Below are 25505 nucleotides of genomic sequence, written 5' to 3'. Positions count from 1 at the left end.
CGGATGGTGCCGGTGGTCAGAAGGCGATCGGGAAGGAGCGGGGGCTGGTGCCGGTCGCGCGGGCGTAGGCGTTGGCGACGGCGGCCGAGGCGGCCGGGACGCCCAGCTCGCCCGCGCCGCCGGGCGGTCCGCTCGGCGGCATCAGGTGGACCTCGACCACCGGCGGGGTGTGCCGCTGCCGGGCGTAGTGGAAGTCGCTGTAACTTCCTTCCCGGAAGGCCCCGTTGTCCAGGTGGTTGCCGGCCTGGAGGATCACCGAGATGCCGTCGACCAGCGCGCCGGTCAGTTGGGCCTCCAGGCCCCTGGGGTTGATCACCCGGCCGACGTCGGCGACGACGACGGCCTTGGTCACCCGGGGGTTGGCGCGGTCGGTGGCGTCCAGCTCGACCAGGTACCCGGCGCTGGCGCTGTGCTCGTCGTGGTAGCCGATGCCCTGGGCCTGGCCGGGAGGCATCGGGCGGCCCCAGTTGCCGCGCTTGGCGAGCTCGTCCAGCACCGCCCGCCCGGCGGCGCTGCGCATCCGGTCGCGGCGGAAGCCCAGCTCGTCCTGGCCCATCCGGCGGGCGAGTTCGTCCATCATGATCTCGTCGGTGACCCGGACGGTGCCCGAGTAGACCGAGCGCCAGCTTCCGGTGTTCAGCTCCAGCGGCACCTCGGCGAGCAGCTGGGTGGGCACTCCGACGTCGTACGGGATCTTCTCGGTGAGCAGGAAGAACAGTTCGGAGGCGGTGAGCCCGGCCAGCGGGAGGTTGTAGCCGGCGGCGGTGAGCATGTCGCCGAGGCCGTGCCCGAGGTCGGTCCGGACGCCGGCCACGTGGTGCTCCCAGCTGAACACCTGGCCGAGGCCGTAGGTGGCCCGGATGACGTGGTGGCTGGCCGGGCGCACCCGGCCGTGGCGCATGTCGTCGTTGCGCGTCCACATCAGCTTGACCGGGCGGCCGGCGGCCTTGGAGACCTGGGCGGCCTCCAGGGCGGCGTCGAAGAAGAGCCGGCGGCCGAACGAGCCGCCGCCGCGCACCACGTGGACGGTGACGGCGTTCTCCGGCAGGCCGAGTTCGGCGGCGATGGTGCCCTGGGCGAGGATCGGGCTCTGCGAGGCGAACCAGAGCTCGGCGCGGTTCGGCCGGACGTCGGCGACGGCGGTGAGCACCTCCATCGGGGCGTGGTTGACGAAGGCGAAGTCGAACTCCGCCTGCACCCGGTGGGAGAGCAGCGGCGGCGGGAGCGAGGGCAGGTGGGCGGCGCGCAGCCGGGACCGGACGTCGGCGTCGGACAGGCCCGCGACCGGGCCCGGGTTCCAGGTGGTGCGCAGCGCGTCGCGGGCCTTGAGCGCCTGGTCGAAGGTCTCGGCGAGGACGGCGACGCCGGTCGGGATCCGCACCACGCCGAGCACCCCGGGCATGGCGCGGGCGGCGGAGGCGTCCAGGGATTTGAGGGTGCCGTTGACGGTGGTCGGCCGGGCGACCACGGTGGGCACAGCGCCCGGGATCTGGAGGTCCCCGGCGTACGTGGCGCGGCCGGTGACGATGTCGCGGGCGTCGATCCGGCCGGTCGGCCGGCCCACCAGGCGCAGTTGGTCGGCGGTCTTGGGGACGGACGGGACGGCGGGTACGGCGACGGTGGCCGCCGCGGCGGCGAGGTCGCCGTAGCCGAGGCGGCGGCCGTCGGGGGCGAGGACGGCGGAGTCGGCGGTGCGCAGGGTGGTCGCCGGAACGTTCCAGCGCTTGGCGGCGGCGGTCACCAGCCGGGCGCGGGCGGCGGCGGCCGCGGCGCGCACCGGGTCGTACAGCGAGCGGATCGAATTGGAGCCGCCGGTCAGCTGGTTGAAGAGCAGCTCGGGGCGGGAGTCGCTGAGCGGGACGTCGACGTCGGAGAGGCGGGCGTCGAGCTCCTCGGCGACGATCATGGCGATCGAGGTGGTGAGGCCCTGGCCGACCTCCAGCCGGGGCAGGTGCAGCGCGGCCCGGCCGGCGGGGGTGACTTCGAGGACCAGCAGGTGCGCGGTCGGCAGACCGGCGATGATCATCGCGTCGCCGAGATCGACGATGTCGGGGATGCCGGGCAGGCCGATCAGCTGATGGGGGAGGGCGGTCTCCCGGACGGGTACGGCGGCCGAGGCGGGCCGCGGGACGGGGGTCGGGGCGGCGGCCCGTGCGGGGGCGGGCGCGGCCGCGTCGAGGCCGGGGCCGGCGGCGATGGTGAGGGTGGGCGCGGCCAGCAGGTAGGTGAGGAAGCGCCGGCGGCGGGTGGCGCCCTTCGGTGCCGCGGTGTCCGGGGCGGTCGGGGCGGCGGCGGTGTCCGGGCCGCCGGGGAGGGCGCGGGTGTGCGGGTGGTCGGTGCCGCCGGGTCGGCTGGGGGAGTCCGAGGGGGCGGTGGAGGTGCTGATGGGGGGGCCACCCTTCGAGCCGGGGACGGCGACGGGAACGGGCGGGCGGCGTGGCCCCGGCCCGGTGCCGGATCGCGAACGCCGTTGAGCATAAAAGGGCGCTACTGACGGGTCAACACGGTCAAAGTTGGCCCCTGGTCTGCCCGATCGCGGTTTCGCGGCGGGCGGCCGGAGTGGATTCGGAGCGGGTACGGACGGCGCTTCGGAGGCGCGGGCGAGGCCGGGGCGAGCTCGCCCGGAAGGGCTCGGAGGCGCCAACTGGCGCCTCTCGCACGCGGGTTCAGGGGTCGGTCGGCGGTGCGGCGGCGCGACGGATTGGCCCAGGGAATTCCTTGATCACTGGACCGTTCCACTGGGCCGGTTTTTCCCTAGAGTGGGGGCGTGCCGGCACCGGCGGTCGCGGAGATCGGCTCCGCGCGCCGCCCGTCCGGCGGTCGCGGGCAGGGGTGACGGTCCGTGAAGACGTTTACGCAGGTGGACGCGTGTGGGTGACCGCCCGGATGCGTCCGGCGGGTGACACCCGCGCACCAGAGAAGGAGGAGCATGCCGACCGACCGAGCCGCCCGTTGGGACGCCCTGCCGCCCGCCGGGCCCCAGCGGACCCTCGCGGCCGCCCAGTTGGCCGCCGCCGTGGGCGACGGCGCGTACTACACCTGCTCCGCGCTCTACTTCACCCGGGTCGTCGGGATGTCGCCGACCGCCCTCGGGCTCGGCCTCACCCTCGCCTGGGCACTCGGCTCCGTCGCCGGCGTCCCGCTCGGCCACCTCGCCGACCGGCGCGGCCCGCGCCGCACCTCGGTGGCGCTCGCACTCGGCACGGCGGCCGTGGTCGCCGCCTTCCTGGTGATCCGCTCCTACCCGCTGTTCCTGCTCGCGGTCTGCCTCTACGCCACCGCGCAGTCCGGCCTGACCGCCGCCCGCCAGGCGCTGGTCGCCGCCCTGGTGCCGCCCGCGCAGCGCACCTCCCTGCTCGCCCACATCCAGTCGACCCTCAACGGCGGACTGGCCGTTGGCGCGGCGATCGGCGGCATCGCGCTCAGCGTCGGCACCCGCGCCGCCTACCTTTCGGCCTTCGCCGTCACCGCGTTCGGCTTCCTGCTCAGCGCGCTGGTCCTGCGGCGGCTGCCCGAGGCCCCGGCCCCGGCGGGGCCGTCGGACGCCGGGCCGCGGCTCGCCGTGCTGCGCGACCGCCGGTACGCCGCCGTCACCGCGGTCAACGCCGTCCTGCTGCTGCGGATGCCCCTGCTCAGCCTGATCATCCCGCTCTGGATCGCCGCGCGCGCCCCCGGGATCGGCTGGCTCGGCTCGGCGCTGTTCGTGCTCAACACCCTCGCGGTGCTGGCCTTCCAGGTCCGGGCGGCACGCGGCATCACCGGACTGGACCCGGCCGCCCGGGCGGTCCGCTCCGCCGGGCTGCTGCTGCTCGGCTCCTGCGCCGTCTTCGGGCTGTCCGCGCTGGACGTGCCGGTCTGGGCGGTGGGCGCGCTGCTGGTCGCCGCCTCCGTCCTGCAGGTGGCCGGGGAGATGAAGCAGTCGGCCGGCAGCTGGCAGATCGCCTTCGACCTCGCCCCGGCCGGGCGGATCGGCCAGTACCAGGGCTTCTTCGGCACCGGCGTCGCCGTCGCCCGCACCCTCGGGCCGCTGCTGCTCACCACGCTGCTGCTGGACGGGGGCCTGGCCGGCTGGCTGGTCCTCGGCGGGGTGTTCCTCGCGGCGGGGTACGTGATGGGGCCGGTCGCCCGCTGGGCGGCGCGGGACCGCGGCCCCGCGGTGCCACCGCCGTCGCCGGTGGCCGCGGGCGCGTCGCCGGGGGCCTGAGCGCGAACGCCGCGGTGGCGGCCCGGCCGGGGACGTCGCGCCGGGGCCCGACCCGGAAGGCCGCGACGGCGGGCCCGACCCGGGAGGTCATGAAGGCGGGCCCGGGGAGCGGGCCGGAAACCCGGTGGCCCCGGCCCGCCGCCCGCTGGCATGCTGGCCGCGTGGACCGACCTCAGATCCGGCTCGACTTCGCCCCCGAGCTGCACCTCTTCGTCTCCGCGCCCCGGCGGGCCGGCCGCACCGCGCTGCGCACCGACGGCAGCTCGACCCTCGGCCACGTCGTCGAGTCGTTGGGCGTCCCGCTCACCGAGGTCGGCGGCCTGCTGGTGGACGGTCGGGCCGTGCCCGACACCCACGTGCCGGCCGACGGCGAGGAGATCGCCGTCCTGGCCGTGGCCAGGCCGCAGCCCGTGCCCGGCCCGGCGCGCTTCCTGCTGGACGTCCACCTCGGCACCCTCGCCCGGCGGCTGCGCCTGCTCGGCGTCGACGCCGCGTACGAGAACCCCGACATCGGCGACGCCGCCCTGGCCGCCCGCTCGGCGGCCGAACAGCGGATCATGCTCTCCCGCGACCGCGGACTGCTGCGCCGGCGCGAACTGTGGGCCGGCGCCTACGTCTACAGCCACCGTCCCGCCGAGCAACTGCGCGACGTGCTCTCCCGCTTCGCGCCGCCGCTCGCCCCCTGGAGCCGCTGCACCACCTGCAACGGCACCCTGCACCCAGCCACCAAGACCTCGGTGCGCGAGCAGCTGCGGGACGGTACCGAGCGCTCCTACGACGCCTTCGCCCAGTGCGCCGACTGCGGCCAGGCCTACTGGCGCGGCGCCCACCACGCCCGGCTGGAGTCGATCGTCACCGAGGCGGTGCGCGACTTCGGCGACGGCCGGGCCGGCGGACACGCCCAGGCCTCCGGACACGTCCAGGACTCCGGGGAGGGTCAGGGCCGCATCGGGGTCGTCTCGGGGTAGGGCGCTCTGGTGGACGGCCGGGCGCGCGTGGTCCCATCGACGGTGGGGGACGGGACCACGCTACTCGCTCGTACGAGAGAGGCCAGGTCGTCGCAATGAGCAATCAGGCAGGTCGGCAGCCCTTCCACAGCGCGGACGTCGGGGACGCCGCCGTGGTGACGGTCCCGGACGGCGCCGAGGTACGCCCGGAGGAAGGCCCCCGGAAGGCGATCGTCCGATGAGGCGGGGGATACCGCGCCGCCCGCTGGCGGCGCTGGTCGCGGCTGCCGCCGCACTCGGACTCTCGGTCGTCCCGGCGGCCGCCGCCGGGCCCGACGCGGGGGCCGGCGGGCCCGCCGAGCCGCATCTGCGGTCGCGCTACGTGACCATGCCGGACGGGGTCCGCCTCGCCGTCGACGTCTACCTGCCCGAGGGCACCCGGGCCGGCGCCCACCTGCCCACCATCCTGGTCACCCAGCGCTACTGGCGGGCCCGGGTCCGGGCCGGCCAACCCGGTGGCACCAGCGGCGAGGCCGAGCGGTGGACCGCCCGCGGCTACGCCTTCGTGACCGCCGACCTGCGCGGCACCGGAGCCTCCTTCGGCACCCTCACCTCCGAACTCGGCGCCGACGTGACCGCCGACAGCGGCCCGCTCAGCGACTGGATCGCCGCCCAGCCCTGGTCCAACGGCCGGGTCGGCACCACCGGCATCTCCTACGGCGGCGACACCGCGATGCTCGCCACCTCCCTCGGCAACCACCACATCACCGCCGCCGCCCCCATCTCCTACGACTTCGACCCGTACGAGGACCTGGTGCGCCCCGGTGGCGTGCTCATCGAACCGCGGATCGCCCAGTACGCGCTGCTGCTGCGCATCCTCGACGGGGCCGGCGGCACCACCTGCGAGACCGACGAGCAGACCCGCAGGCTCTGCGCGGACGTCGGCCTCACCGGCTTCCAGCCCCGGCCGGTCGACGGGCCCGACGGCCCGGCCCTGCTCGCCGCCGCGCGCGCCGAGCACACGAACAACGCCAACCTCGTCGAGATGGCGCACGCCGGCGTCCACCGCGACTACCGGGACGGCCCGAAGAGCTGGACGGTCGGCAGCGTCGGCGAGCGGACCGACGCCGTCGAGGCCGGCCGGGTGCCCGTCCTCACCCGCGCCGGCTGGCTCGACGCGGGCACCGCCAACGGGGTGCTCTCCCAGTTCACCGGCCTGTCCAACACCCAGGACGACTGGATCGGCCCGTGGAACCACGGCGCCGGCTGGCTCGCCGACCCGTTCCAGCCCGCCCGCCCGCTCACCGCGCGGGAACACGAGGAGAACGACCGGCGCGTGGTCGACTTCTTCGACCGCTACGTCCGGGGGAACGCCCGCCCCGACGGCCGCCGGCAGGTGCACTACTACACCTTCAACGAGGGCGTCTGGCGCACCACCACCCGCTGGCCGGTGCCCGGCACCCGCACCCAGCGGTTCCCCCTCGGCGCGGGCGGCACCCTCGGCGGCCTGGCGGACGACCGCCGCGGCGGCTCCGACCTGCTGCGCCTCGACCCGACCGCGGGTACCGGCCCGCTGGACCGCTGGAACACCAACCTCAGCGGAGACGAGGTCAGTTACCCCGACCGCGCCGCCGTCGACGCCAAACTGCTCAGCTACACCACCGCACCGCTGACCGCCGCCACCCGGGTCACCGGCAACGGCAAGGTCACCCTCGACGTCACCGGACTGGCCGGCTCGGCGCGCGGCGCCCTGCACGTCTACCTGGAGGACGTCTCCCCGGACGGCCGGGTCACCTATCTGACGGAGGGTCAACTGGCCCTGACCGAACGGGTGGTGGCCGACCGCGACGACAACCCGGACTGGCGCCGGCTGCGCACCCCGCGCAGCTACGCGGCCGAGGACGCCGAGGACTTCCCGCAGGGCCGCACCCAACGCGTCACCATCGACCTCCAGCCCGTCTCGGTGCTGTTCCGGCCCGGCGACCGGATCAGGCTCACCGTCGCCGCCGCCAATCCCGACTCCTTCCAGCTCCTCCCCGCCGACGGGCAGGCGGGCTACCGGATCGGCTGGGGCGGCGACCGGGGGTCGGTGCTGGAACTGCCGGTCGTGCGCTGAGAGTTGCGCTGAGATTTGCGCTGAGAGTTGCGCCGAGAGTCGAACTGCGGGGCACCCGGTGGCGGCCGGGTGCCCCGCCCCGTCACGCGTCCACGACCTCCAGCCCGTACGCGGTCACGGCCTGGCGCAGCCCACCCGGGTACCCGGCGAGCGCCGGGGTGAACTCCCAGTCCCCGGAGGGATCGCGGTCGAACCGGCCGAGCCGCATCGCGGTGTTGGTCTCCGCGCCGTCCGCCAGGTGCACCACGGCCGCGTCCTGCCCGGAACCCGCCTCCAGGATCAGCGCCGGCCCGGCGAATCCGCCCATGGTGGCCCCGGGGTGGTTCTCGGTGTCGGCGGCGGCGATGACGACCAGCCGGTCGACCTCGGCGGGCAGCGCGTCGAAGTCGACCATCAGGCAGGCGTTCGCGTCGCCGTAGCCGGTCACCAGCCGCACCGAACCGTCGGGCGTCGAGCCGTTGTTGTAGAAGACCAGGTGGTCGTCGGAGAGCGCCGCGTTGCCCGTGCAGACGAGCGCGGCGATGTCGTACTCCTCCTCCCCGGTCCAGTGCAGGAGCAGCCGGGAGGGCTCGGTGGCCACCTCGATCGCGGGCAGGTCGTCCAGGGCGCCGGCCGTGGCGGAGGCCTCGTCCTGGGCGTCCGCGAACACCTCGTCGAAGCCGTGGTGCCTGAGCAGCCCGACCAGTTCGGAGCCGTTGATCAGGCTGATCGGCTTGCCCGCGACGAACTGGTGCGAGCTGGGGCCGAACTTGCTGGTGGTGACCAGGACGGCCTTGGTCGCGTCCCGGTCGTGCCGCAGCGTCCCGTACAGGTCCCGTACCGCGGAGGGCGTCACCGTGTCCCGGTACCGCTTCACCTGCACGATGACGTTGCCGCCCCGGAACGGGTCCGGGTCGATGCCGCGGACGTCCACGCCGCCGTCCCGCGACCGGGCGGTGAGCTCGACCTTCATGCCCATCGCCTCCATCAGCCGGCCGATGAGGCCCTCGAACTCGACCGGGTCCATCGCCAGCAGGAGTTGGAGTTCGCGGACGCGCCTGGCCATCCGGCCGCGGTTGGCGTTGGTGTCGTCGCGGAGGTGACGGAACAGCGCGCGCTGGGCGCGGCGTTCGTCGGCGTCGGGGTTGCTGAGGCGGTGGAGCTTCCGGCTCCGGGACATGGGCGTGCCCCCTCTTGCGTGGTGACGGTTGTTGCAGGCGTCACCGTAGGGGAATCGTGGACGAAGAACTGTCGGGCCGTCGGTTCCGCCGCACAATCGAGACCTGGGCCGATGCGGGCCGCTGCGGCGGGTGCGGGTGCGGGTGCGGGTGCGGGTGCGGGCGCGGGTCGAGGGCCCGGGCGCGGGCGGCGCGGGTGCCCGTCCGGGTCGGGGGCGTTCGCGCCGGAGGGTGGCGGCGCCGGTCGAACGGCGGGGGTGCTTTCGATGGCCGTCCGGACGGCGGACAATTCCCCCAGGAGCCGAGGAGGAGGCCGCGGTGGAGTTCGAGGTGATGATCGAGATCCCGCAGGGGTCGCGGAACAAGTACGTGATGGACTTCGCGGCGGGCCGGATCCGCCTGGACCGCACCCTCTTCACGGCCACCCGCTACCCGGCCGACTACGGCTTCGTCGAGGGCACCCTCGGCGGCGACGGCGAACCGCTGGACGCCCTGGTGCTCGGCGGCGAGCCGGCCGTCCCCGGCTGCGTGCGGACCTGCCGGGCGGTGGCCATGTGGGTGATGCGCGACGAGCGCGGCCCGGACCAGAAGGTGCTCTGCGTCCCGGCCCGCGACCCGCGCTACGCGGACCTGCGGGACATCGACGACCTGCGCGGGTTCGACCTGCTGGAGATCACCCACTTCTTCCTGGTCTACAAGGACCTGGAGCGCGGCAAGTCCGTCGAGGGCTCGCACTGGGCGGGGCGCGACGCCGCCTACGCCGAGATCGCCGAGTCGCGCGCCCGCGCGGTGGGCACCCGCTTCGCCGACCCGGTCTGAACGGGCGTCCGGGGGCGGGCCGGTGCGCCGGCGCCCGCCCCCGGACGGTCCGTCAGAGCCGGGCGGCGCTCAGGATCGCCCGCACCTCGTCGCCGATCGCGGTCTCGTTGCGCTCGAACTCCGGTGCGGTGAGCAGGTTCGGGTCGGCCGGCAGGCCGGTCAGGACCGGGGTGTGCAGATGGCCGCCGGGCAGGCCCGGGGCCAGGATCGTGCGCAGCCGGTTGGAGCGGTAGGCGACTTCGTTGGAGAGGTACCCGCCGCCGCCACCGGAGACCGCGCGGGAGCCGGGGGTGGGGCCGTCCGGCCGGAACACGGGGGCGGTGGCGCCCGCCGGGATCTCGGTGACGAAGGTGTTGAGCAGCACCGGGTAGGGCTGCTGGACGGCCCTCATGGCGTCGGTCGGCAGGGTGGTGCGGACGAACTGCGGCCCGGGGGCCAGCCCCGGGGCGTCCACCGGGTGCTGGGTGGTGCCGCCGGAGAGCGCGGCGACGTTGTCGGTCGCCGGGTCGGCGGAGCGGGCGCGCCCGGCCCACTCCTCCAGGGTGAACTTGCCCGGGTAGCCCTGGCTGATGCTGGTGATCAGGTCGGCGGACTGCCGGCCCGGCCACAGGTGCGGGGCGAAGGCGCGCTCCACGATGCCCCCGTCGAAGTCCCCGTAGCGCACCGGCAGCACGACCGCCCGGACCTCCGCGGTGCTGCCGTCGGCGAGCGTGATCCGCTGCCCGTGCAACTGCAGGACGGCCGAGCCGGAGGGGTTGGCGCGGCGCGGTTCGGTGTCCAGGCCGAATGGGTCGAAGCCGCTGACGAAGATCCGCCGGACGCCGCGGGCGGAGTCGAAACCGTCGTCCAGACCGCGCGAGGCGTCCTCGAAACGGGACCGCAGCGCGGCGTGGTCGACGCCGAACCGGGGCTGCCAGCGGGCGAGCCGGACGGTCATGGCGAGCCTGGTCCAGTACAGCGGGCGGTCGTCCCGGGCGGGCAGTTCGCCGCTCGGCCGCCGGCCCTGGGCGCGGTCCAGGCCGGCCTGCCAGAGGGTCCGGCCCCAGGCGGTCACCACCCGCTCGGCCTGCCGGGCGTTGCGGGCCTCGCACAGGGCGGCGGGGAAGCCCCCGGGCAGCTCGCCCAGGCCGGAGCGCTCGGTGAAGCCGGCCGTGCGGGCGTCCTGGAGGCGGGCCTGCTCGGCGTCCAGCGGCACCGTGGCGGAGGTGCGGCAGCCGGCCGGGGCGGCCTCGGCGGCGGCCGGGGCCAGCAGGGCGGCGAGCGTTCCGGTGAGCGCGGCGGCCAGTCCGGCGGCGCGGCGTAGATATGTCATGTCCGCTGACAATAGGTCCGGACCTGACGGCCCGCCAGAGTGCCGACCCGGCGTCCCCCGCTGCCGGGCGCTCCGCCCGTCCGGGGAGAGGCCGCGCCCGTGCCCACCGCGCCCACCGCGGTGCCTCTCCGGCCGCCGCCGGGGCGCCCGGACGGTGTTCCGCCGCTGGTGGGGCGGCGTTCCGGCCTTGACGGAAAACTGATGGTTCGACCGGGAACCGAGGCAACTTCTACAGCGTTGTCGTGGTCGAACAGCGGTACTCGTACGGTGGTGGAGGAGTTCCATGAGCGTGGCCCTGACGAAGGGCGGCAACGTCTCCCTGGGCAAGCAGGCCCCCGGGCTGAGGGTGGTCCGGGTGGGCCTCGGCTGGACGGCCGGAGCCGGGTACGACCTGGACGCCAGCGCGCTGCTCTGCGGGACGGACGGGAAGGTCGCCTCGGACCAGCACTTCGTCTTCTTCAACAACCTGCAGAGCCCGGACGGCTCGGTCCGGCACCGGGGCGGGTCCGGCGGCGGCCCGGACCGCGAGCAGATCGAGGTCCGGCTCGCGGAGGTCTCCGCCGGGGTGGAGAAGATCGTCTTCGCGGTGGCGATCTACGACGCGGCCCAGCGGCGGCAGTCCTTCGGGCAGGTCCGCGGTGCCCACATCCGGGTCGCCGATCCGGACACCGGCGCCGAGGTGGCCCGGTACGACGTGGCGCCGGAGGCCGGCAGCGAGACGGCGATGGTGTTCGGCGAGCTGTACCGGCACGGCGCGGACTGGAAGTTCCGCGCGGTCGGGCAGGGGTACGCCGCGGGGCTCGCGGGCATCGCCGCCGACTTCGGCGTGGACGTCCTGCAGCCGGCGCCCGCCGCCGCGCCCGCCCCGGTGAAGCCGCCGGTAGCCCCGCCCGCGCCGCCCGTCGCGCCGCCCGTTCCGGTCGCGGCCGCGGTCCCGGCCGTGCTGCCCGCGGCCGTACCCGCCGTTCCGACGACCCCGCCAGGACCAGGGAGTTCCCCCGTGACGTGTTTCTTCGACCCCTCGCACGGCGCCGGCGCCACGGCGGTGTACTGGTCGCCGCAGTGGGGCGTGCCGCGCCGGATCGAGGCCTGCGTGGCCTGCGCCCAGCGGGTGCAGACCAACGTGCCGCCGTTCTACACCCCGCAGCCGGCCGGCTATCCGCAGCCGGTCCAGCAGCCGGTCCAGCAGGGCCAGCCGCAGGTGCCCGGCCAGCAGGCCCAGGGCGGGCGGCGCTTCGGCACCGGCGCGCTGATCGGCGCCGGCGCGGCCGGCCTGGTCGGCGGCGCGCTGCTGAACGAGGCCTTCGACGACGACCCGCAGGTCGTCGTCAACAACTACTACGAGGACGACGGCTTCTTCTAGGCCGTCGGGCCGGAGCCCCGGAAGGGCCGTCGGGGCGACCCCCGGCGGCCCTCGCCGTCGGAGCGGTGCGCTTGAATGGCGCCGGAGTACCGTTCCGACCGGGGGAGACGCACCGATGACCACGACCGACGCCGAGCTGACGGCCGCCGTCCGGAACCCCGAGGCGGCCTGGCTGGAGTCCTGCTTCGGCCCCGGCACGCTGTGGCGGCCCGAGCCCGCGGCGCTGCCCGAGCGGCTGACGTCGAAGGAGGCCCGGGCGTTCCTGACCGAGGTCGGCGTACCGGCCGTCGAACTGGAATTCCTCGGCTTCGACGCCGCGAAGCTGCCCGAGCGCGGGATGTGGGAGGCGGACCTGGACGAGCTGTTCGGCGAGCGCACACCGGACGACGACACCCCGCCGAGCAACTGGGGGTACTGCGTCGGCACGTTCGACGACCAGCACCTGATGGTGGCCGGCGACACCGGCGCCGTACGGATCTACGACCCGAACGGCTGGGACCACGGGAGCGGCTACGGCGGCCGGGCGGCCGACTCGCTGCCCGAGGTGATCGGCGCGCTGGGGCTGCTGGCCCGCCTGGAGGGCCGGATCCGAGGTGGGGACGCCGGGGCCGCGCTGGACGAGTTCGCCGCGCTGGTGGCCGCGGCGGGACAGGGGCCGGACGAGTCGGACCTCTGGGTGGGCCTGCTGGAGAACCTGCGCGAGGAGTACGAGGACCCGGACGAGGGCTGACGCCCCGGGCCCTTCTCGCCCCCTCCCGGCCCTTCCCGTGCCCACCCGGGCCCGACGGCCGCACAACGCTTCGGCGCTGTGCGGCCGTTCGCGTCCGGGGCGTACCGGCCCTACGCGTCCCGGCGCCGGTACGCCCCGGCCCGGGCCGCCGCCTCGGCGGCCTCCGCCGCACGGTCGGCGGACGCCTCGTCCAGCGGCTCCGCGGTGGTGAGCATCCGGTAGTAGAGCGGCGCCGAGACCGCCCGGACGACCTCGGACCCGTCGGTGTCCGGCGGGAGTTCGCCGCGCTCGACGGCCGCGGTGACGCACGGCGCCCACTCCTCGACCCGGCGCCGGTAGAAGTGCCGCAGGGCCTCGGCCGCGTCCGGGTCGCAGGTCGCCGCCACGATGACGGCGCGGAAGAGCGCGCCCTGCCGGGGGTCGGCCAGGGTGCGCTGGACGAGCCGGGCGTTGGCCCGCAGGTCCCCGGCGAGGGAGCCGCTGTCGGTGCGCGGCAGCGACTGCTCGGCCATCTCCGCGAGCAGGTCCGCGACCAGGGCGGTGGTGCTGCCCCAGCGGCGGTAGACGGTGGTGCGGCCGACCTCGGCCCGCTGGGCGATGTCGCCGAGGTCGAGGCCGCTGAAGCCGTGCTCGACCAGGGCGTCCTCGGCGGCGCGCAGGACGGCGGCGCGGACCCGGGCGGTCCGGCCGCCGGGGCGGACCGTGCCGGGCGTGGAGGGCTCGGGCGTGGAGGGCTCGACGGCCATTAACGGGATTCCTGTTCCATTAGAAGTGTGGGGTCTGCTAGGTTCAGAGCATCCTAACGGAACGGGAGTCCCATTAGAGGCTCCGAGGGGAGAACCGTCATGACCATCGCCACCGACATGGAGTACCGCAGGCTCGGCGCGTCCGGGCTCAAGGTGCCCGCGCTCAGTCTCGGCACCGGCACCTTCGGCGGCCGCGGCCCGCTGTTCGGCGCCTGGGGTACCACCGACGTCCAGGAGGCCCGTCGGCTGCTCGACATCGCCATCGACGCCGGCGTCACCCTCTTCGACACCGCCGACGTCTACTCCGACGGCGCCTCCGAGGAGGTGCTCGGCCAGGCGATCCGCGGCCGCCGCGACCAGGTGCTGATCTCCACCAAGGCCGGACTGCCCACCGGCGACGGCCCGCAGGATGCCGGAACCTCCCGCGCCCGGCTGGTGCGGAGCGTGGACGACGCGCTGCGCCGCCTCGGCACCGACCACCTGGACCTCTTCCAGCTGCACGCCTACGACGCCGGCACCCCGATCGAGGAGGTGCTCGCGACCCTGGAGGACCTGGTCCGGGCCGGCAAGATCCGCTACACCGGCGTCTCCAACTTCTCCGGCTGGCAGCTGATGAAGTCCCTCGCCCTCGCCGACCGGCACGGCCGCCCCCGGTACGCCGCCCACCAGGTCTACTACTCGCTCGTCGGCCGCGACTACGAGTGGGAGCTGATGCCGCTCGCCCGGGAGGAGGGCGTCGGGGCCCTGGTCTGGAGCCCGCTCGGCTGGGGCCGGCTCACCGGGAGGATCCGCCGCGGGCAGCCGCTCCCGGACGGCAGCCGGCTGCACGAGACCGCCGACTACGGCCCGCCGGTGGAGGACGAGCTGCTGTACCGGGTGGTCGACGCGCTGGACGAGGTCGCCGCCGAGACCGGCCGCACCGTCCCCCAGGTGGCGATCAACTGGCTGCTGCGCCGTCCGACCGTCTCCTCGGTCATCATCGGCGCCCGCAACGAGGAGCAGCTGCGCCAGAACCTCGGCGCGGTCGGCTGGGCGCTGACGGAGGACCAGGTGGCCCGGCTGGACGCGGCGAGCGCGCGCACCGCGCCGTACCCGTACTTCCCGTACCGCCGGCAGGAGGCCTTCGCCCGGCTCAACCCGCCCGTCGCGGGCTGACCGGTCTCGCGGGCCGAGCGGCGCGGGGGCGAAGCGGTGCGGAAGCGGCGCGTGGGCCCCGGCCCGGGAGATGTCCGGGCCGGGGCCGGACCGGCTGCTGCGGGGCGGCGGTCGGCCCCACGCCGGTGGCTGCGGTGGTGGCTGCGGCGGCGGTGGCGACGGTGGCCCTCAGGCCTGCCGCCGGTGCCAGGCGGCGAGGAGTTCGGCCTCCCGCTCCGGGGTCAGGGCGTCCGGCAGGGGCTCGAACGGCCGGATGTCGCGGGCGGTCTCGGCCACCGGGCGGAGGGTCAGGCCGATGGTGAGGGCGGCGGCCGGATCGGCGGTGCTGGTGGCGCGGATCTCCGGGGCGGCGGGCCACAGCGGCAGGGCACGCTCCGGGACGCCGGCGGCGCGCAGGAAGTCCTCGGACACCCAGGTGAGGGTGGTGCCGGGCGGGGCGACCGCGGCGGCGACGGCGTCCAGCAGGTCGCCCATGCCGAACGGCGGCGGCGTGGCGGCGTGGTAGGCGCCGCAGGCGCCCTGTGCGAGGAGGCCGAGCATCCAGGCGGTGAGGTCGCGGACGTCGACCACCTGGAGCGGCGCGTCCGGCCGGCCGGGGGCGAGCACCTCACCGCCCCGGGCGAGGCGCTGCACCCAGTGGTCGAAGCGGTGGGTGTAGTCGCGGGGGCCGATCACGTACGTCGGGCGGATCAGCAGCGTCTCCGGGCCGAAGGCCTCCCGGGCGGCACGCTCGCACTGGACCTTGAGGACGCCGTAGCTCTCGGCGGTGACCTCCGCGGCCTCCGGGCCGTCGGCGGGGAGCAGCGGGGAGTCCTCGGCGAAGCCCGGGGCGGCCGGGGCGTCGTACACCGAGAGCGAGGAGACCAGCAGGTAGCGCCCGGCCGCGCCGGGATCGAGAGCGGCTGCCAACTCCCGTACCTGGCGCGGGAAGTAGGCACAGAGGTCGACGGTGGCGTCCCAGCTGCGGCCGCGCAGCGCGGACAGGTCGGCGTCGCGGTCGGCGATCAGGTGGGTGGCGTCCGGGAGCAGCCCGGCGCCGGAACGGCCGCGGTGCAGCACCGTGACCTCGTGCCCGGCTGCCAGGGCCGCCTCGGCGAAGTGGAAACCGATGAAGCGGGTGCCGCCGATGACCAGAATGCGCATTCGGACATCGTGCCAGCCCGCCCCGCGCCGGGGCCAATCGGTGCGCGATCGTTGCTCACGTTGTGCTTGGGGTGGTTGGGTCGGGGCGGATGTGCGGGGTTCCGGCGGGAAGCGTGTTCGACGGTCAACGGCGTGGGAGGGCGACGATCGGCTGCTGCGAGGCGTGGTCGGACGGTCCCCGCTGGTCAGCCGGGTGCGGGCGAGGGCCGGCCGAACGGTCGTGACGGCCTCGTAACGCCTGATGACGGGTCAAAGTTCCCTGTTCCCCGGCGAACTTGTGTGAAGTCCCTTTAAGCTCCCGTTAACAATGGCGGCTTTCCGCCACTCTCGAACTCGCTCATGAGGTCGGGCGGCAGGCCCAACTTGACGATGAGAGCAGGGATGACGACGACAAGTGAACGAACCGCCGGTGCCGCGCGCGGCCCCGGCGGGCGGCGGACGGGCCCACCCGGCCGCCGTGCCGCGGGCCTTCGCACCGCGGGCGGCGCGGTGACGCTGGCCGTGCTGGCCGGATCCTGGTCCCTGGCGGCGGCCCCTCCGGCCTTCCCCCAGACCGGTGACGGCACGGTGGCGGTCCACGTGATCCGGGCCGTGGACACCGACGGTGTGTGGACGCCCGGGCTGGAATCGGGCATGGCGGGCGTGAAGGTGACGCTCACCGACGAGGCCGGGGCCTCCGTCGAGGGCACCACGGCGGCGGACGGCACGGTGACGCTGGCACCGGCCGCGAGCAAGCTGACCGGCGGCAAGTACCGGGTCCAGGTGGTGAATCCGAAGCCGGGCGTGCTCTACCCGGCCTTCGCCTCCCGCGAGGGCCTGGACGGCGGGGCGAACAAGCTGAGCTCCAACGAGGAGTTCGTCGACCTCTCCGGCGGCAAGAAGGTGGAGATCACCACCGGGCTCTGGAGCCCGGGTGACTACTGCCAGAAGAACGCGCCGCTGGTGTCGACCTGTCAGAACCCGCCCCGGGAGGGCGACGCCCAGCACACGCTGGTGTCCTTCCCGTACGAATCCCGCGGAACGGCCGGTACCGACTTCACCCTGACCGACGTGGCCACGGCCGGGCAGACCGGGAACCTGTACGGCATCGCCTGGAACAAGGCCGACCGGCGGGTGTTCTCCTCGGCCCAGGCCAAGCGGACCACCAGCTACGGCCCCGGCGGCCCGGGCGGGATCTACGTCACCGACTGGGCGACGAAGAAGACCACGCTGTTCGCCACCGTCCCGGACGCGGGCACCACCCCGCACAGCCCGGGCAACGACGACGACTTCCTGGCCGCGGCGGGCAAGGAGAGCCTCGGCGGCATCAAGATCACCGACGACGGCAAGGACCTCTTCGTCGTCAACCTGCACGACCGCAAGCTCTACCGCTACGACGCCACCGCGGCGACGGCGGCCACGCCCAAGGCCGCCTACGCCATCCCGGACCCGGGCTGCCCGGCGCCGGGGGACTGGCGTCCGTACGGCCTCGGCCTCCAGGACGGCGCCGGCTTCCTCGGCGGCGTCTGCTCGGGCGAGTCCACCGGCAAGGCCTCGGACCTGCGGGCCGTGGTGCTGCCGTTCGACCTGGCCACCGGCGCGTTCAAGTCGGCGGTGCTGAACCAGCCGCTCGACTACCCGCGCGGCAACACGGTCGGCACCCCGTGCCCCGGCTCCAGCTGGTTCCCGTGGCAGGACACCTTCCCGACCACCCAGAACGGCCATGCCTGCGGGGCCAACTACCTGGCCAACCCCGAGCCGGCGGTGGCCGAGATCGCGTTCGAGACCGACGGCTCGATGCTGCTCGCCTTCCGGGACCGCTTCGGCGACCAGTCGGCGGCCGGCCCGACGGCCGGCCAGGGCTCCATGGTCCTGCCCGGTGGTGACCTCCTCAAGGCCTGCCCGGTGAACGGCACCTACGTGCTGGACACCAACCTGGGCTGCGGGTCCACCACCCGGGGCCAGCGGTTCTTCGACAACAGCCGGATCGGCCACAACAACCCCGCCAACGCCGGGATGGCGTTCTCGAAGGTCGAGGACTCCATCGCGATCTCGGGCTACGACAGCGACAGCAAGGCCTTCGGCTACGGCAGCGCCTTCCAGAAGCGCGACGGCAAGGCGGACGGCGGCGTGCGGCTCAACACGGCCCCGGGCGTCCCGCCGTTCGGCAAGGGCGCCGCGATGGGCGACCTGGAGGTGCTCTGCGACCAGGCGCCGCTCCAGATCGGCAACCGGGTCTGGTACGACCCCGAGCGCAGCGGCCTCCAACTGCCGGGCCAGAAGCCGGTTCCGGGTGCCACCGTCCACCTGTACGACGAGACGGGGAAGCTCGTCGGTACGACGAAGACGACCAAGCGCGGCGAGTACTACTTCGACGACAGCAACGTCGAGGGCGGCCTCAAGCCGAGGACCAAGTACACGATCAAGCTCGACAACCCGGCGGACTACGCCAAGGACGGCCCCCTCTTCCAGTGGGTGCCGACCGACCACGACGTCGGTGACAACCACTTCATCGACTCCAAGGGCATCGTGCCGAAGGACGGCAGGTTCCCGGAGCGGGCGCTGACCACCGGTGGCCCCGGCGAGAACGACCACACCTACGACTTCGGCTTCCGGCTGCAGGAGGGTGCGCTGCGCCTGGTCAAGCACGACCAGGACGGCAAGCCGCTGGCCGGCGCCAAGTTCCAGCTGTGGCACGAGACCAACGGGACCGACGGGCTCCAGCCGACCGGCGACAAGCCCGACACCAAGGTCGGTGAGCCCTGCACGACCGGCGCCGACGGCATCTGCCAGGGCACCGGCGTGCCGGGGACGTACTACTGGCAGGAGCTGAGCCCGCCGGACGGCTACGCGGCGCCGGAGGTCACCGTCCTCGGCCCGCTGAAGCTGACCTCGGCGAACCTCGACGCCGGTGTGGAGGTGACGGCCGTCAACAAGCTGATCCCCACCCCGACGCCGACCCCGACACCCACCCCGACCGAGACGCCGACCCCGGCGCCGACGTCGGCGGCTCCGGTGCCCCCGGCCCCGGTGCCCCCGGCGTCCGGGCACCTGCCCAACACCGGTGCGGGTGAAGGGATGCCGATCGTGTTGACCAGCGCGGCGGCGCTGATCGCCCTCGGCACCGCCACGGTGCTGATGGCCCGCAGGCGCAAGGCCGCCCGGCGCGGCTAGCCCCGCGCGGGGTACGTGAAGGGGGCCCGGCAGCGGGCCCGATCGGGCGGGTTCGTGGGACCGTTGGTCCCCGGGCCCGCCCGACTGTCGTGTCCGACCGAGGAAAGGGAGCGGCTGCATGCCCCGCAGGACGAAGGCCGAAGGCCGCGGACCACGGCGGTCCCACTGGCTCAAGGCCCTGATCGCGATCGTGGTGTGCGGCGCCGCGGCGGGCGGCGTGGCCGTCTACCGGACGGTCTCCGACGAGGCCGTCGAACGCCCGGTGACCACCGACGAGGCCGGCCGGCTCGCCCTGTCGCGCCTGAACCTCTACCAGGCGAGCCCGGTGGCGGTGACGCTCACGGCCGAGGAGGGCGGGGGCGTCACCATCCGGGTCGACGGGGTCGTCGACTACCGCAACCACCGGGGGGTCGGCCGCTACCGGACCACCGGCGCGAGCGGACCGCTGGACCACGGCCTGATCGTCTGGGACACCGGCGGCCTCGGGCTGGCCCCCGACCGGGCCGGTACCGACACCACCACCGCCCCCGCCACCGATGCGCCGGCCTGGCAGCAGGCCGAGCGCATCCCGCGCCAGGGCTGGTCACCGCGGACCTACACGGCGGACCCGCTGGACGCCGGACTGAACCTGCTGGTCCAGCTCGGCGCGGACCGCCCCGACAACCCGCTGCTGCTCGCCCAGTCCGGGGCCCGCTGGCTGGGCCGGGACCGGATCGACGGCAAGGGCTACGACCGCTTCGCCGGTCCGCGCGCCCAGGGCTCCGCGCCCGACGGCGCCCGCTCGCCGCTGACCTACTGGGTCGACGGCGACGGCGGGCTGCGCAGGGTGACGATGCGGATGCCGGGGCTGGGCACCCCCACCACCGTCGAGCTCACCGGACGGCAGGCGGACGCCAAGCTGCCGGAGGCCCCGTGGCTCACCGGCTGACCCGGCTGACCGGCTGACGGCTGACCGGTCGACCCGGCTGGTGGGGCACGGTCGGGCACGGCCGGAAGTCCGCAGGACAGGGCGGTCAGCCGTACCAAAATCGTTGGTGAGGCAGCAATGGCTTCATCATCTTCCGTTCACCCGGACCCGGCTGCCAGCATCGGCGCACCGTCACCGCCCGAGGGAGTAGCCGATGAACCGCCCCCGTTCCCTGCGCTGTCTGGCCGCACTGTCCCTGGTCGTCCTGGCCGCCACCGCCTGCGGGCGCTCCGACCAGGGCGGCTCCCCGGCCGCCGGCGCGGCGCAGGCCGGACAGAACTCCGGGAAGAGCGCCGCCGAGCTGCTCCCGGCGAAGAACAAGCAGAGCGGCGTGCTCAGAGTGGCCACCTCCGTCGGCTACCCGCCGATGGAGATGTACAAGACCGGCACCACCGAGCTGACCGGGGTCGACCCGGACCTCGCCGCCGCCGTCGCCGGGAGGCTCGGGCTGAAGCTGGAGCTCGCCAACTCCTCCTTCGACGGCCTGATCCCCGGCCTCCAGGCCGGCCGCTACGACCTGGTGATGTCCTCCATGACGGACAGCGCGCAGCGCCGCCAGGCCGTCGACTTCGTCGACTACTTCCGCACCGGCGGAGTGATCATGACGAAGAAGGGCAACCCCGAGGGCATCAAGTCCATCGAGGACCTCTGCGGCAAGAAGGTGGTCCTCGCCAAGGGCAGCTCCAACCTGGAGATCGGCGAGCAGCAGAACGCCAAGTGCGCCACCAGGATGGCGATCTCGCAGAGCGAGGACGCCCCGACCGGGCTGCTCCAGCTGGACAGCGAGCGGGCCGTCGCCACGATCGTGGACTACCCGGTGGCGCAGATGTTCGTGCAGAACAGCGGCTCCTACGAGGTGCTGCCGGAGCAGTACGGCACGGCGCCGTGGGGCATCGCGGTCGCGAAGAAGGACGCCGGGCTGCGCGACGCGGTGCAGAAGGCGCTCCAGGAGCTGATCGAGAACGGTGAGTACCGCAAGGTGCTGGACACCTACCAGGTCGGCGGCAGCGCGGTGGAGCGCGCCACCGTCAACGCGGCGCAGTGAGAACGGCGGCACCGACGAGATGAGCACCGACATGAGAGACCCCGGGATCCCCGCCGACCCCGCGACGCCCGCGCCCGCCGAGCCCGCGACGCCCGCCCCGGTACCCCGAACGGCCGCCGCCGGCCCCGTCGACGACGACCTGGCCTTCGAAGTGACCGGCCGGCCCCGCCCGGCACGCTGGTTCGCCGTGCTGGCGGCCGCCTTCGTCGCCGTCTGGCTCGCCTGGACCGTCATCGTCAACCCCAACCTGCACTGGGACATCGTCGCCAAGTACCAGTTCGACGGCGTGATCCTGGAAGGACTCTGGGTGACCGTCCAACTCACCCTGATCTCCCAGGTGGTGGGCATCGTCATCGGTGTGGTGGCCGCGGTGATGCAGCTGTCCGACAGCCCGGTGCTGCGGACCACCGCCGGCGCGTACACCTGGTTCTTCCGCGGCACCCCGCTGCTGGTCCAGCTGATCTTCTGGTTCAACCTGGCGCTGCTCTTCCCGGAGATCAGCATCGGCATCCCGTTCGACGGGCCCAAGCTGGTCAGCTGGCAGTCCAACACCCTGATCACCGGCTTCGTGGCGGCGCTGCTCGGCCTGTCGATCAACGAGGGCGCCTACATGTCCGAGATCGTCCGGGCCGGCATCCAGAGCGTCGACCCCGGGCAGCGCGAGGCGGGCGCCTCGCTGGGCATGTCCAACCGGCAGATCCTCACCCGGGTGGTGCTGCCGCAGGCGATGCGGGTGATCATCCCGCCGTTCGGCAACCAGTTCATCTCGATGCTGAAGACCACCTCGCTGGTCTCCGTCATCGCCGGCGCCGACCTGATGACCGTCTCTCAGCACCTCTACCTCGCCAACTTCGAGGTGATCGCGCTGCTGATCGTCGCGTCCATCTGGTACCTGGTGCTCACCACCATCGCGAGCGTCGCCCAGCACGCGGTGGAGCGGAGGTTCAACCCGGCCGGCGCCCCGCCGGCGCTGCACCGCCGGGTGCTGGCCAACCTGCGCCCGGGGCGCGGCGGAGCGGGAAAGCGCGTGAAGAAGGGGGAGGTCAAGTGACGACCACGGACCTGGGGAAGCCGGCCGCCGAGGTGGTCCTGTCGGCCCGGAAGGTGCGCAAGCGGTTCGGGGACCTGGAGGTGCTGCGCGGCATCGACCTGGAGGTCCGGGCGGGGGAGGTGCTCTGCGTGATCGGCCCCTCCGGCTCCGGCAAGTCCACCCTGCTGCGCTGCTTCAACCACCTGGAGAAGATCGACGCCGGGCGGATCGAGGTGGACGGCGAACCGGTCGGCTACGAGCCGTACGGCGCCTCCGGCAGCAGGCTGCGCGAGCGCCGGCCGCGCGACATCCGCCACCAGCGCGAGCGGATCGGCATGGTCTTCCAGCGCTTCCACCTCTTCCCGCACCGCACCGCGCTCCAGAACGTCATGGAGGGCCCGATCGCGGTCAAGGGCCGCCCCCGCGGGGAGGCCGAGCGCCGGGCCCGCGAACTGCTCGCCCGGGTCGGCCTGGCCGACCGCGCCGACCACTACCCGGCCCAGCTCTCCGGCGGCCAGCAGCAGCGGGTGGCGATCGCCCGGGCGCTGGCCATGGAGCCGACCCTGATGCTCTTCGACGAGCCCACCTCCGCGCTCGACCCGGAGCTGGTCGGCGAGGTGCTCGGCGTGATGCGCGACCTCGCCCGCAGCGGCATGACGATGATCGTCGTCACCCACGAGATGGGCTTCGCCCGCGAGGTCGCCGACCGGGTCGTCTTCATGGACCAGGGTGCCGTCGTGGAGGCCGGCAGCCCGGCCGAGGTGTTCACCGCCCCGCGGCACGACCGCACCCGGGCCTTCCTCTCGACGGTGCTCTGATGGGAGCGATGGGACTGATGGGAGCGGACGTGACCACGACCCCGGTCGACCTGCTGCTGCGCGGCGCCACCCTGGTGGACGGCACCGGGGCGCCCGCCCGCCCGGCCGACCTCGCCGTCGCCGGCGGCCGGGTCACCGTACTGCCGCCCGGCACCGCCGTGACCGCGGCCGAGACCCTGGACGTCACCGGGCGGGTCGTCACCCCCGGCTTCATCGACGTCCACACCCACTCGGACGCGCTCGCCGCCCCCTTCGGCGGCGGCACCCACACCGACGGCGACGCCCTGGACGAACTGCGGCTGGCCCCGCTGCTCCAGGGCGTCACCACCGAGATCAGCGGCAACTGCGGGATCAGCCTGTTCCCGGCACTGCCCGGGCGGCTGCCCGAACTGGCCGAGCACCTGCGGGTCTCCTTCGGCCTCGGACCGGTGCTGCCCGCCGAGGACTTCGACGCCTTCGCCGCCGGCCAGCGGCCCGAACTGCGCCGCAACCACATCACCTCGCTGGTCGGCCACGGCACGCTGCGCGCCGGAGTGATGGGCTTCGAGGACCGCCCGCCCACCGACCAGGAGCTGGCCGCCATGTGCGGGCTGCTCGACCGGGCGCTGACCCAGGGCGCGGCCGGACTCTCCACCGGGCTGATCTACCCGCCCGGCGTCTACGCGGACACCGAGGAGATCGTGGCCCTGGCGAAGGTCGCCGCGCGGCACGGCAAGCCGTACGTGACGCACCTGCGCGACGAGATGTCCCAGGTGGAGAAGGCGCTGGAGGAGGCGCTGGAGATCGCGGTGCGCTCCGGCGCCCCGCTCCAGGTCTCCCACCACAAGACCGCCGGGCGGCACGCCTGGGGCGCCACCCTGCGGACCCTGCCGCGCCTGGAGCAGGCCCGCGCCGAGGGCGTGGACGTGCTCTGCGACGTCTACCCGTACACCGCCGGCAGCACCGTGCTGCACGCGATGCTGCCGCCGTGGACCAGCGAGGGCGGGCCGGCCGCGCTGCTGGAGCGGCTGCGCAGCAAGGAGGTGCGGGACCGGATCCGGGCGGACATCGCGCACGGCGTCGAGGGCTGGGAGAACACCGTCGGCAACGGCGGCTGGGACCTGATCTCGGTGGCCGCCGCGCCCGCCCGCCGTACGGCCGAGGGCCGCCGGATCGCCGACCTGGCCGCCGAGCGCGGCACCGACCCGGTGGACCTCGTCTGCGACCTGCTGCTGGAGGCGCAGGGCGAGGTGACCATCATCAGCCACTCGATGCGCGAGGACGACGTCCGCCGGGTGCTGGCCAGCCCGCTGTCGATGATCGGCTCGGACGGGGTGCCCAAACCCGGCCGCCCGCACCCCCGCTGGGCGGGCAGCTTCGCCCGGGTGCTCGGTCACTACGGGCGCGAACAGGGGCTGCTGCCGCTGGAGCTCGCGGTGCACAAGATGACCGGCCTGCCCGCCGAACGGTTCCGGCTGGCCGGGCGCGGCGTGGTCCGGGACGGTGCCGTCGCGGACCTGGTGGTGCTCGACCCGGCGGCCGTCCTGGACGGCGCGACCTTCGAGCGGCCGCTGCTGCCGCCGGTGGGCGTGGAGACCGTCGTGGTGGCCGGGCGGGTCGCGGTGCGCGGCGGCCGGCCGACCGCGATCCGGGCCGGAGAGGTGGTGCGGGTCCGATGAGCCTCGCCCAGGTGGCCGCCGCCGCACGCAGCTCCGCGGCCCTGCCGCTGACCCTCGCGGTGGCCGCCGTCGACGTGGACGCCGCCGAGGCGGACCGCGGAGTCGACGCCGGCGCGGTCGGGGTGGACGACACCGTCGTCCTGCCCGTCGCCAGCGCCTCCAAGCTGCTGCTGCTCGCCGAGGTCGCCCGGCGGCTGGAATCCGGGGAGCTGACGGCCGGACAGCCGGTGGAGATCCTCCCCGAGGACGTCACCGGCGGCACCGGCCTGCTCGGCCGGCTGAGCCGCCCCGACTGGACGGTGGAGGACCTGGCCTGGCTGACCGCCGCGGTCAGCGACAACACCGCCACCAACGCCCTGCTGCGGCTGGTCGGCCTGCCGGCCGCCGCCCGGCTGGCGCGCGAGCTCGGACTTGAACGGCTCACCCTGCACGACCGGGTGCGCGACGAGCGCGGGCCGGACGTCCCGCCGGTCTTCGCCACCGGCACCGCCCGCGACCTGGCCCGGCTGGTGGCCCTCGCGGTCCGGGGCACCATGGCCGGCCCGGCCGCCTCGGCCCGGCTGCTCGGCTGGATGCGCGCCAACACCGACCACGGCCTGGTGCCCGCGCTGATCGACCACGACCCGTTCGCCCCCGGCTTCCCCGCGGCGCTGCCCGGCCGCCTGCTGGTCGCCAACAAGACCGGCACGGACACCGGGGTACGGGCCGACGCGGGCGTCATCGTGGGCGCCCGCCGGGTGGCCTACGCGGTCGTCGCGCACTGGGACGTGGCGCTCGGGCCCAGCACCGAACGGGCCGCCGTGCACGCCATCCGGGACGTCGGCCGCGCCCTCGCGGCCTGGGCGCAGCGACCCGCCTGAGCCGGCCCGCCTGAGCCGAACCGCCTGAGCCGGCCCGCCTCAGACGGCCCGCCCGAGCCGAACCGCCTCAGCCGGCCGGTGGGCTCAACGGCCGGTCGGCTCCGAGCGGTTCGGCGTGTGTCCGCCCGCGGTGGAGTCCTCGGCCTCCTCGGCGACGACGGAGGTCGAGGCGTGCCGGTGGTGGGTCGTCGCCGCCGTCGCCGCGACGGACAGCAGGGCCGCGGCGGCGACCAGGAGCGCGGAGAACCGGCGGATCACGGGGGTCCCCCTCGGTGGACGGGT

At 74.7% G+C, this 25505-nt stretch carries 20 protein-coding genes and 1 pseudogene; 15 read left to right on the top strand and 6 right to left on the bottom strand.

Translation table 11 applies throughout. The annotated features are described in order from the left end of the window. Positions 1-16 precede the first annotated feature (16 nt). Positions 17-2026, bottom strand: coding sequence for a xanthine dehydrogenase family protein molybdopterin-binding subunit (locus ACZ6EM_RS29145; protein WP_465773606.1), 2010 nt, complete (start codon positions 2024-2026; stop codon positions 17-19). 903 nt (positions 2027-2929) lie between these two features. Between ACZ6EM_RS29145 and ACZ6EM_RS29140 the strand changes: the two genes are divergently transcribed. The 4 genes from ACZ6EM_RS29140 to ACZ6EM_RS29125 all read left to right on the top strand — a co-directional run bounded on the left by ACZ6EM_RS29140 (position 2930) and on the right by ACZ6EM_RS29125 (position 7267). Next, positions 2930-4204 (top strand): MFS transporter, encoded by a 1275-nt coding sequence (locus ACZ6EM_RS29140; protein WP_465773605.1) that lies wholly within the window; start codon positions 2930-2932, stop codon positions 4202-4204. Positions 4205-4365: 161 nt separating this feature from the next. Then, entirely contained in the window at positions 4366-5172 is an 807-nt protein-coding gene (locus ACZ6EM_RS29135; protein WP_465773604.1) for a Mut7-C RNAse domain-containing protein, read from the top strand. Positions 5173-5267: 95 nt separating this feature from the next. Next, positions 5268-5393, top strand: a complete 126-nt coding sequence (locus ACZ6EM_RS29130) for a hypothetical protein (protein WP_452179337.1) — start codon at positions 5268-5270, stop codon at positions 5391-5393. Further along, positions 5390-7267, top strand: coding sequence for a CocE/NonD family hydrolase (locus ACZ6EM_RS29125; RefSeq protein ID WP_465773603.1), 1878 nt, complete (start codon positions 5390-5392; stop codon positions 7265-7267). Before ACZ6EM_RS29130 ends, ACZ6EM_RS29125 begins: the two co-directional genes overlap by 4 nt. Before the next feature lie 82 nt (positions 7268-7349). On the opposite strand, the gene ACZ6EM_RS29120 is transcribed toward ACZ6EM_RS29125, so the two are convergent. Then, on the bottom strand, positions 7350-8426 hold the full coding sequence (locus tag ACZ6EM_RS29120) for a restriction endonuclease (RefSeq protein WP_380547047.1): 1077 nt from the start codon (positions 8424-8426) through the stop codon (positions 7350-7352). 316 nt (positions 8427-8742) lie between these two features. Here ACZ6EM_RS29120 and ACZ6EM_RS29115 point away from each other — a divergent pair, with 316 nt between their 5' ends. Further along, complete coding sequence (locus ACZ6EM_RS29115) at positions 8743-9243, top strand: inorganic diphosphatase (RefSeq protein ID WP_359900243.1); 501 nt, start codon at positions 8743-8745, stop codon at positions 9241-9243. A 52-nt stretch (positions 9244-9295) separates the two neighbouring features. On the opposite strand, the gene ACZ6EM_RS29110 is transcribed toward ACZ6EM_RS29115, so the two are convergent. Further along, the gene (locus tag ACZ6EM_RS29110; RefSeq protein ID WP_465773602.1) at positions 9296-10555 is read right to left on the bottom strand and encodes a pyroglutamyl peptidase; all 1260 of its coding nucleotides are present in this window, start codon (positions 10553-10555) and stop codon (positions 9296-9298) included. A 283-nt stretch (positions 10556-10838) separates the two neighbouring features. Here ACZ6EM_RS29110 and ACZ6EM_RS29105 point away from each other — a divergent pair. Together ACZ6EM_RS29105 and ACZ6EM_RS29100 are read left to right on the top strand one after the other, a co-directional pair. Next, positions 10839-11390 (top strand): annotated as a pseudogene (locus tag ACZ6EM_RS29105) (TerD family protein); the annotation flags it as partial. A gap of 643 nt (positions 11391-12033) precedes the next feature. Further along, positions 12034-12648 carry an SUKH-4 family immunity protein gene (locus ACZ6EM_RS29100; RefSeq protein WP_465773601.1) on the top strand — a complete coding sequence of 205 codons (615 nt, stop codon included), beginning with the start codon at positions 12034-12036 and terminating at the stop codon, positions 12646-12648. Between the two features lie 110 nt (positions 12649-12758). Here the strand turns inward: ACZ6EM_RS29100 and ACZ6EM_RS29095 are convergent, their stop codons facing one another. Further along, positions 12759-13394, bottom strand: coding sequence for a TetR/AcrR family transcriptional regulator (locus ACZ6EM_RS29095; protein WP_401052402.1), 636 nt, complete (start codon positions 13392-13394; stop codon positions 12759-12761). A gap of 117 nt (positions 13395-13511) precedes the next feature. Between ACZ6EM_RS29095 and ACZ6EM_RS29090 the strand changes: the two genes are divergently transcribed. Beyond that, positions 13512-14549, top strand: coding sequence for an aldo/keto reductase (locus ACZ6EM_RS29090; protein WP_401052404.1), 1038 nt, complete (start codon positions 13512-13514; stop codon positions 14547-14549). A gap of 168 nt (positions 14550-14717) precedes the next feature. On the opposite strand, the gene ACZ6EM_RS29085 is transcribed toward ACZ6EM_RS29090, so the two are convergent. Then, positions 14718-15692: an NAD-dependent epimerase/dehydratase family protein gene (locus tag ACZ6EM_RS29085; protein ID WP_465773600.1), complete on the bottom strand. Its 975-nt coding sequence runs from the start codon at positions 15690-15692 to the stop codon at positions 14718-14720. Positions 15693-16181: 489 nt separating this feature from the next. Here ACZ6EM_RS29085 and ACZ6EM_RS29080 point away from each other — a divergent pair, with 489 nt between their 5' ends. The 7 genes from ACZ6EM_RS29080 to ACZ6EM_RS29050 all read left to right on the top strand — a co-directional run bounded on the left by ACZ6EM_RS29080 (position 16182) and on the right by ACZ6EM_RS29050 (position 25223). Next, entirely contained in the window at positions 16182-18845 is a 2664-nt protein-coding gene (locus tag ACZ6EM_RS29080; RefSeq protein ID WP_465773599.1) for an SdrD B-like domain-containing protein, read from the top strand. Between the two features lie 118 nt (positions 18846-18963). After that, positions 18964-19773 (top strand): hypothetical protein, encoded by an 810-nt coding sequence (locus ACZ6EM_RS29075; RefSeq protein WP_465773598.1) that lies wholly within the window; start codon positions 18964-18966, stop codon positions 19771-19773. Between the two features lie 193 nt (positions 19774-19966). Continuing rightward, positions 19967-20857 carry an ABC transporter substrate-binding protein gene (locus ACZ6EM_RS29070; RefSeq protein ID WP_401051175.1) on the top strand — a complete coding sequence of 297 codons (891 nt, stop codon included), beginning with the start codon at positions 19967-19969 and terminating at the stop codon, positions 20855-20857. A 31-nt stretch (positions 20858-20888) separates the two neighbouring features. Further along, positions 20889-21908, top strand: a complete 1020-nt coding sequence (locus tag ACZ6EM_RS29065; RefSeq protein WP_465773597.1) for an amino acid ABC transporter permease — start codon at positions 20889-20891, stop codon at positions 21906-21908. Continuing rightward, positions 21905-22705 carry an amino acid ABC transporter ATP-binding protein gene (locus tag ACZ6EM_RS29060; RefSeq protein WP_387693519.1) on the top strand — a complete coding sequence of 267 codons (801 nt, stop codon included), beginning with the start codon at positions 21905-21907 and terminating at the stop codon, positions 22703-22705. Before ACZ6EM_RS29065 ends, ACZ6EM_RS29060 begins: the two co-directional genes overlap by 4 nt. Positions 22706-22734: 29 nt before the next feature. Further along, complete coding sequence (locus tag ACZ6EM_RS29055; protein ID WP_401051168.1) at positions 22735-24363, top strand: N-acyl-D-amino-acid deacylase family protein; 1629 nt, start codon at positions 22735-22737, stop codon at positions 24361-24363. Continuing rightward, on the top strand, positions 24360-25223 hold the full coding sequence (locus ACZ6EM_RS29050) for a serine hydrolase (RefSeq protein ID WP_465773596.1): 864 nt from the start codon (positions 24360-24362) through the stop codon (positions 25221-25223). The genes ACZ6EM_RS29055 and ACZ6EM_RS29050 overlap by 4 nt, the downstream gene beginning before the upstream one ends. Before the next feature lie 84 nt (positions 25224-25307). Here the strand turns inward: ACZ6EM_RS29050 and ACZ6EM_RS29045 are convergent, their stop codons facing one another. After that, positions 25308-25481, bottom strand: coding sequence for a hypothetical protein (locus ACZ6EM_RS29045; protein WP_465773595.1), 174 nt, complete (start codon positions 25479-25481; stop codon positions 25308-25310). Between the last annotated feature and the right edge of the window lie 24 nt (positions 25482-25505).

Source organism: Kitasatospora sp. NPDC041917, assembly GCF_055589745.1.
The sequence above is the reverse complement of the archived record's forward strand: the minus strand, read 5'-3'. Positions and strand labels throughout refer to the sequence as shown.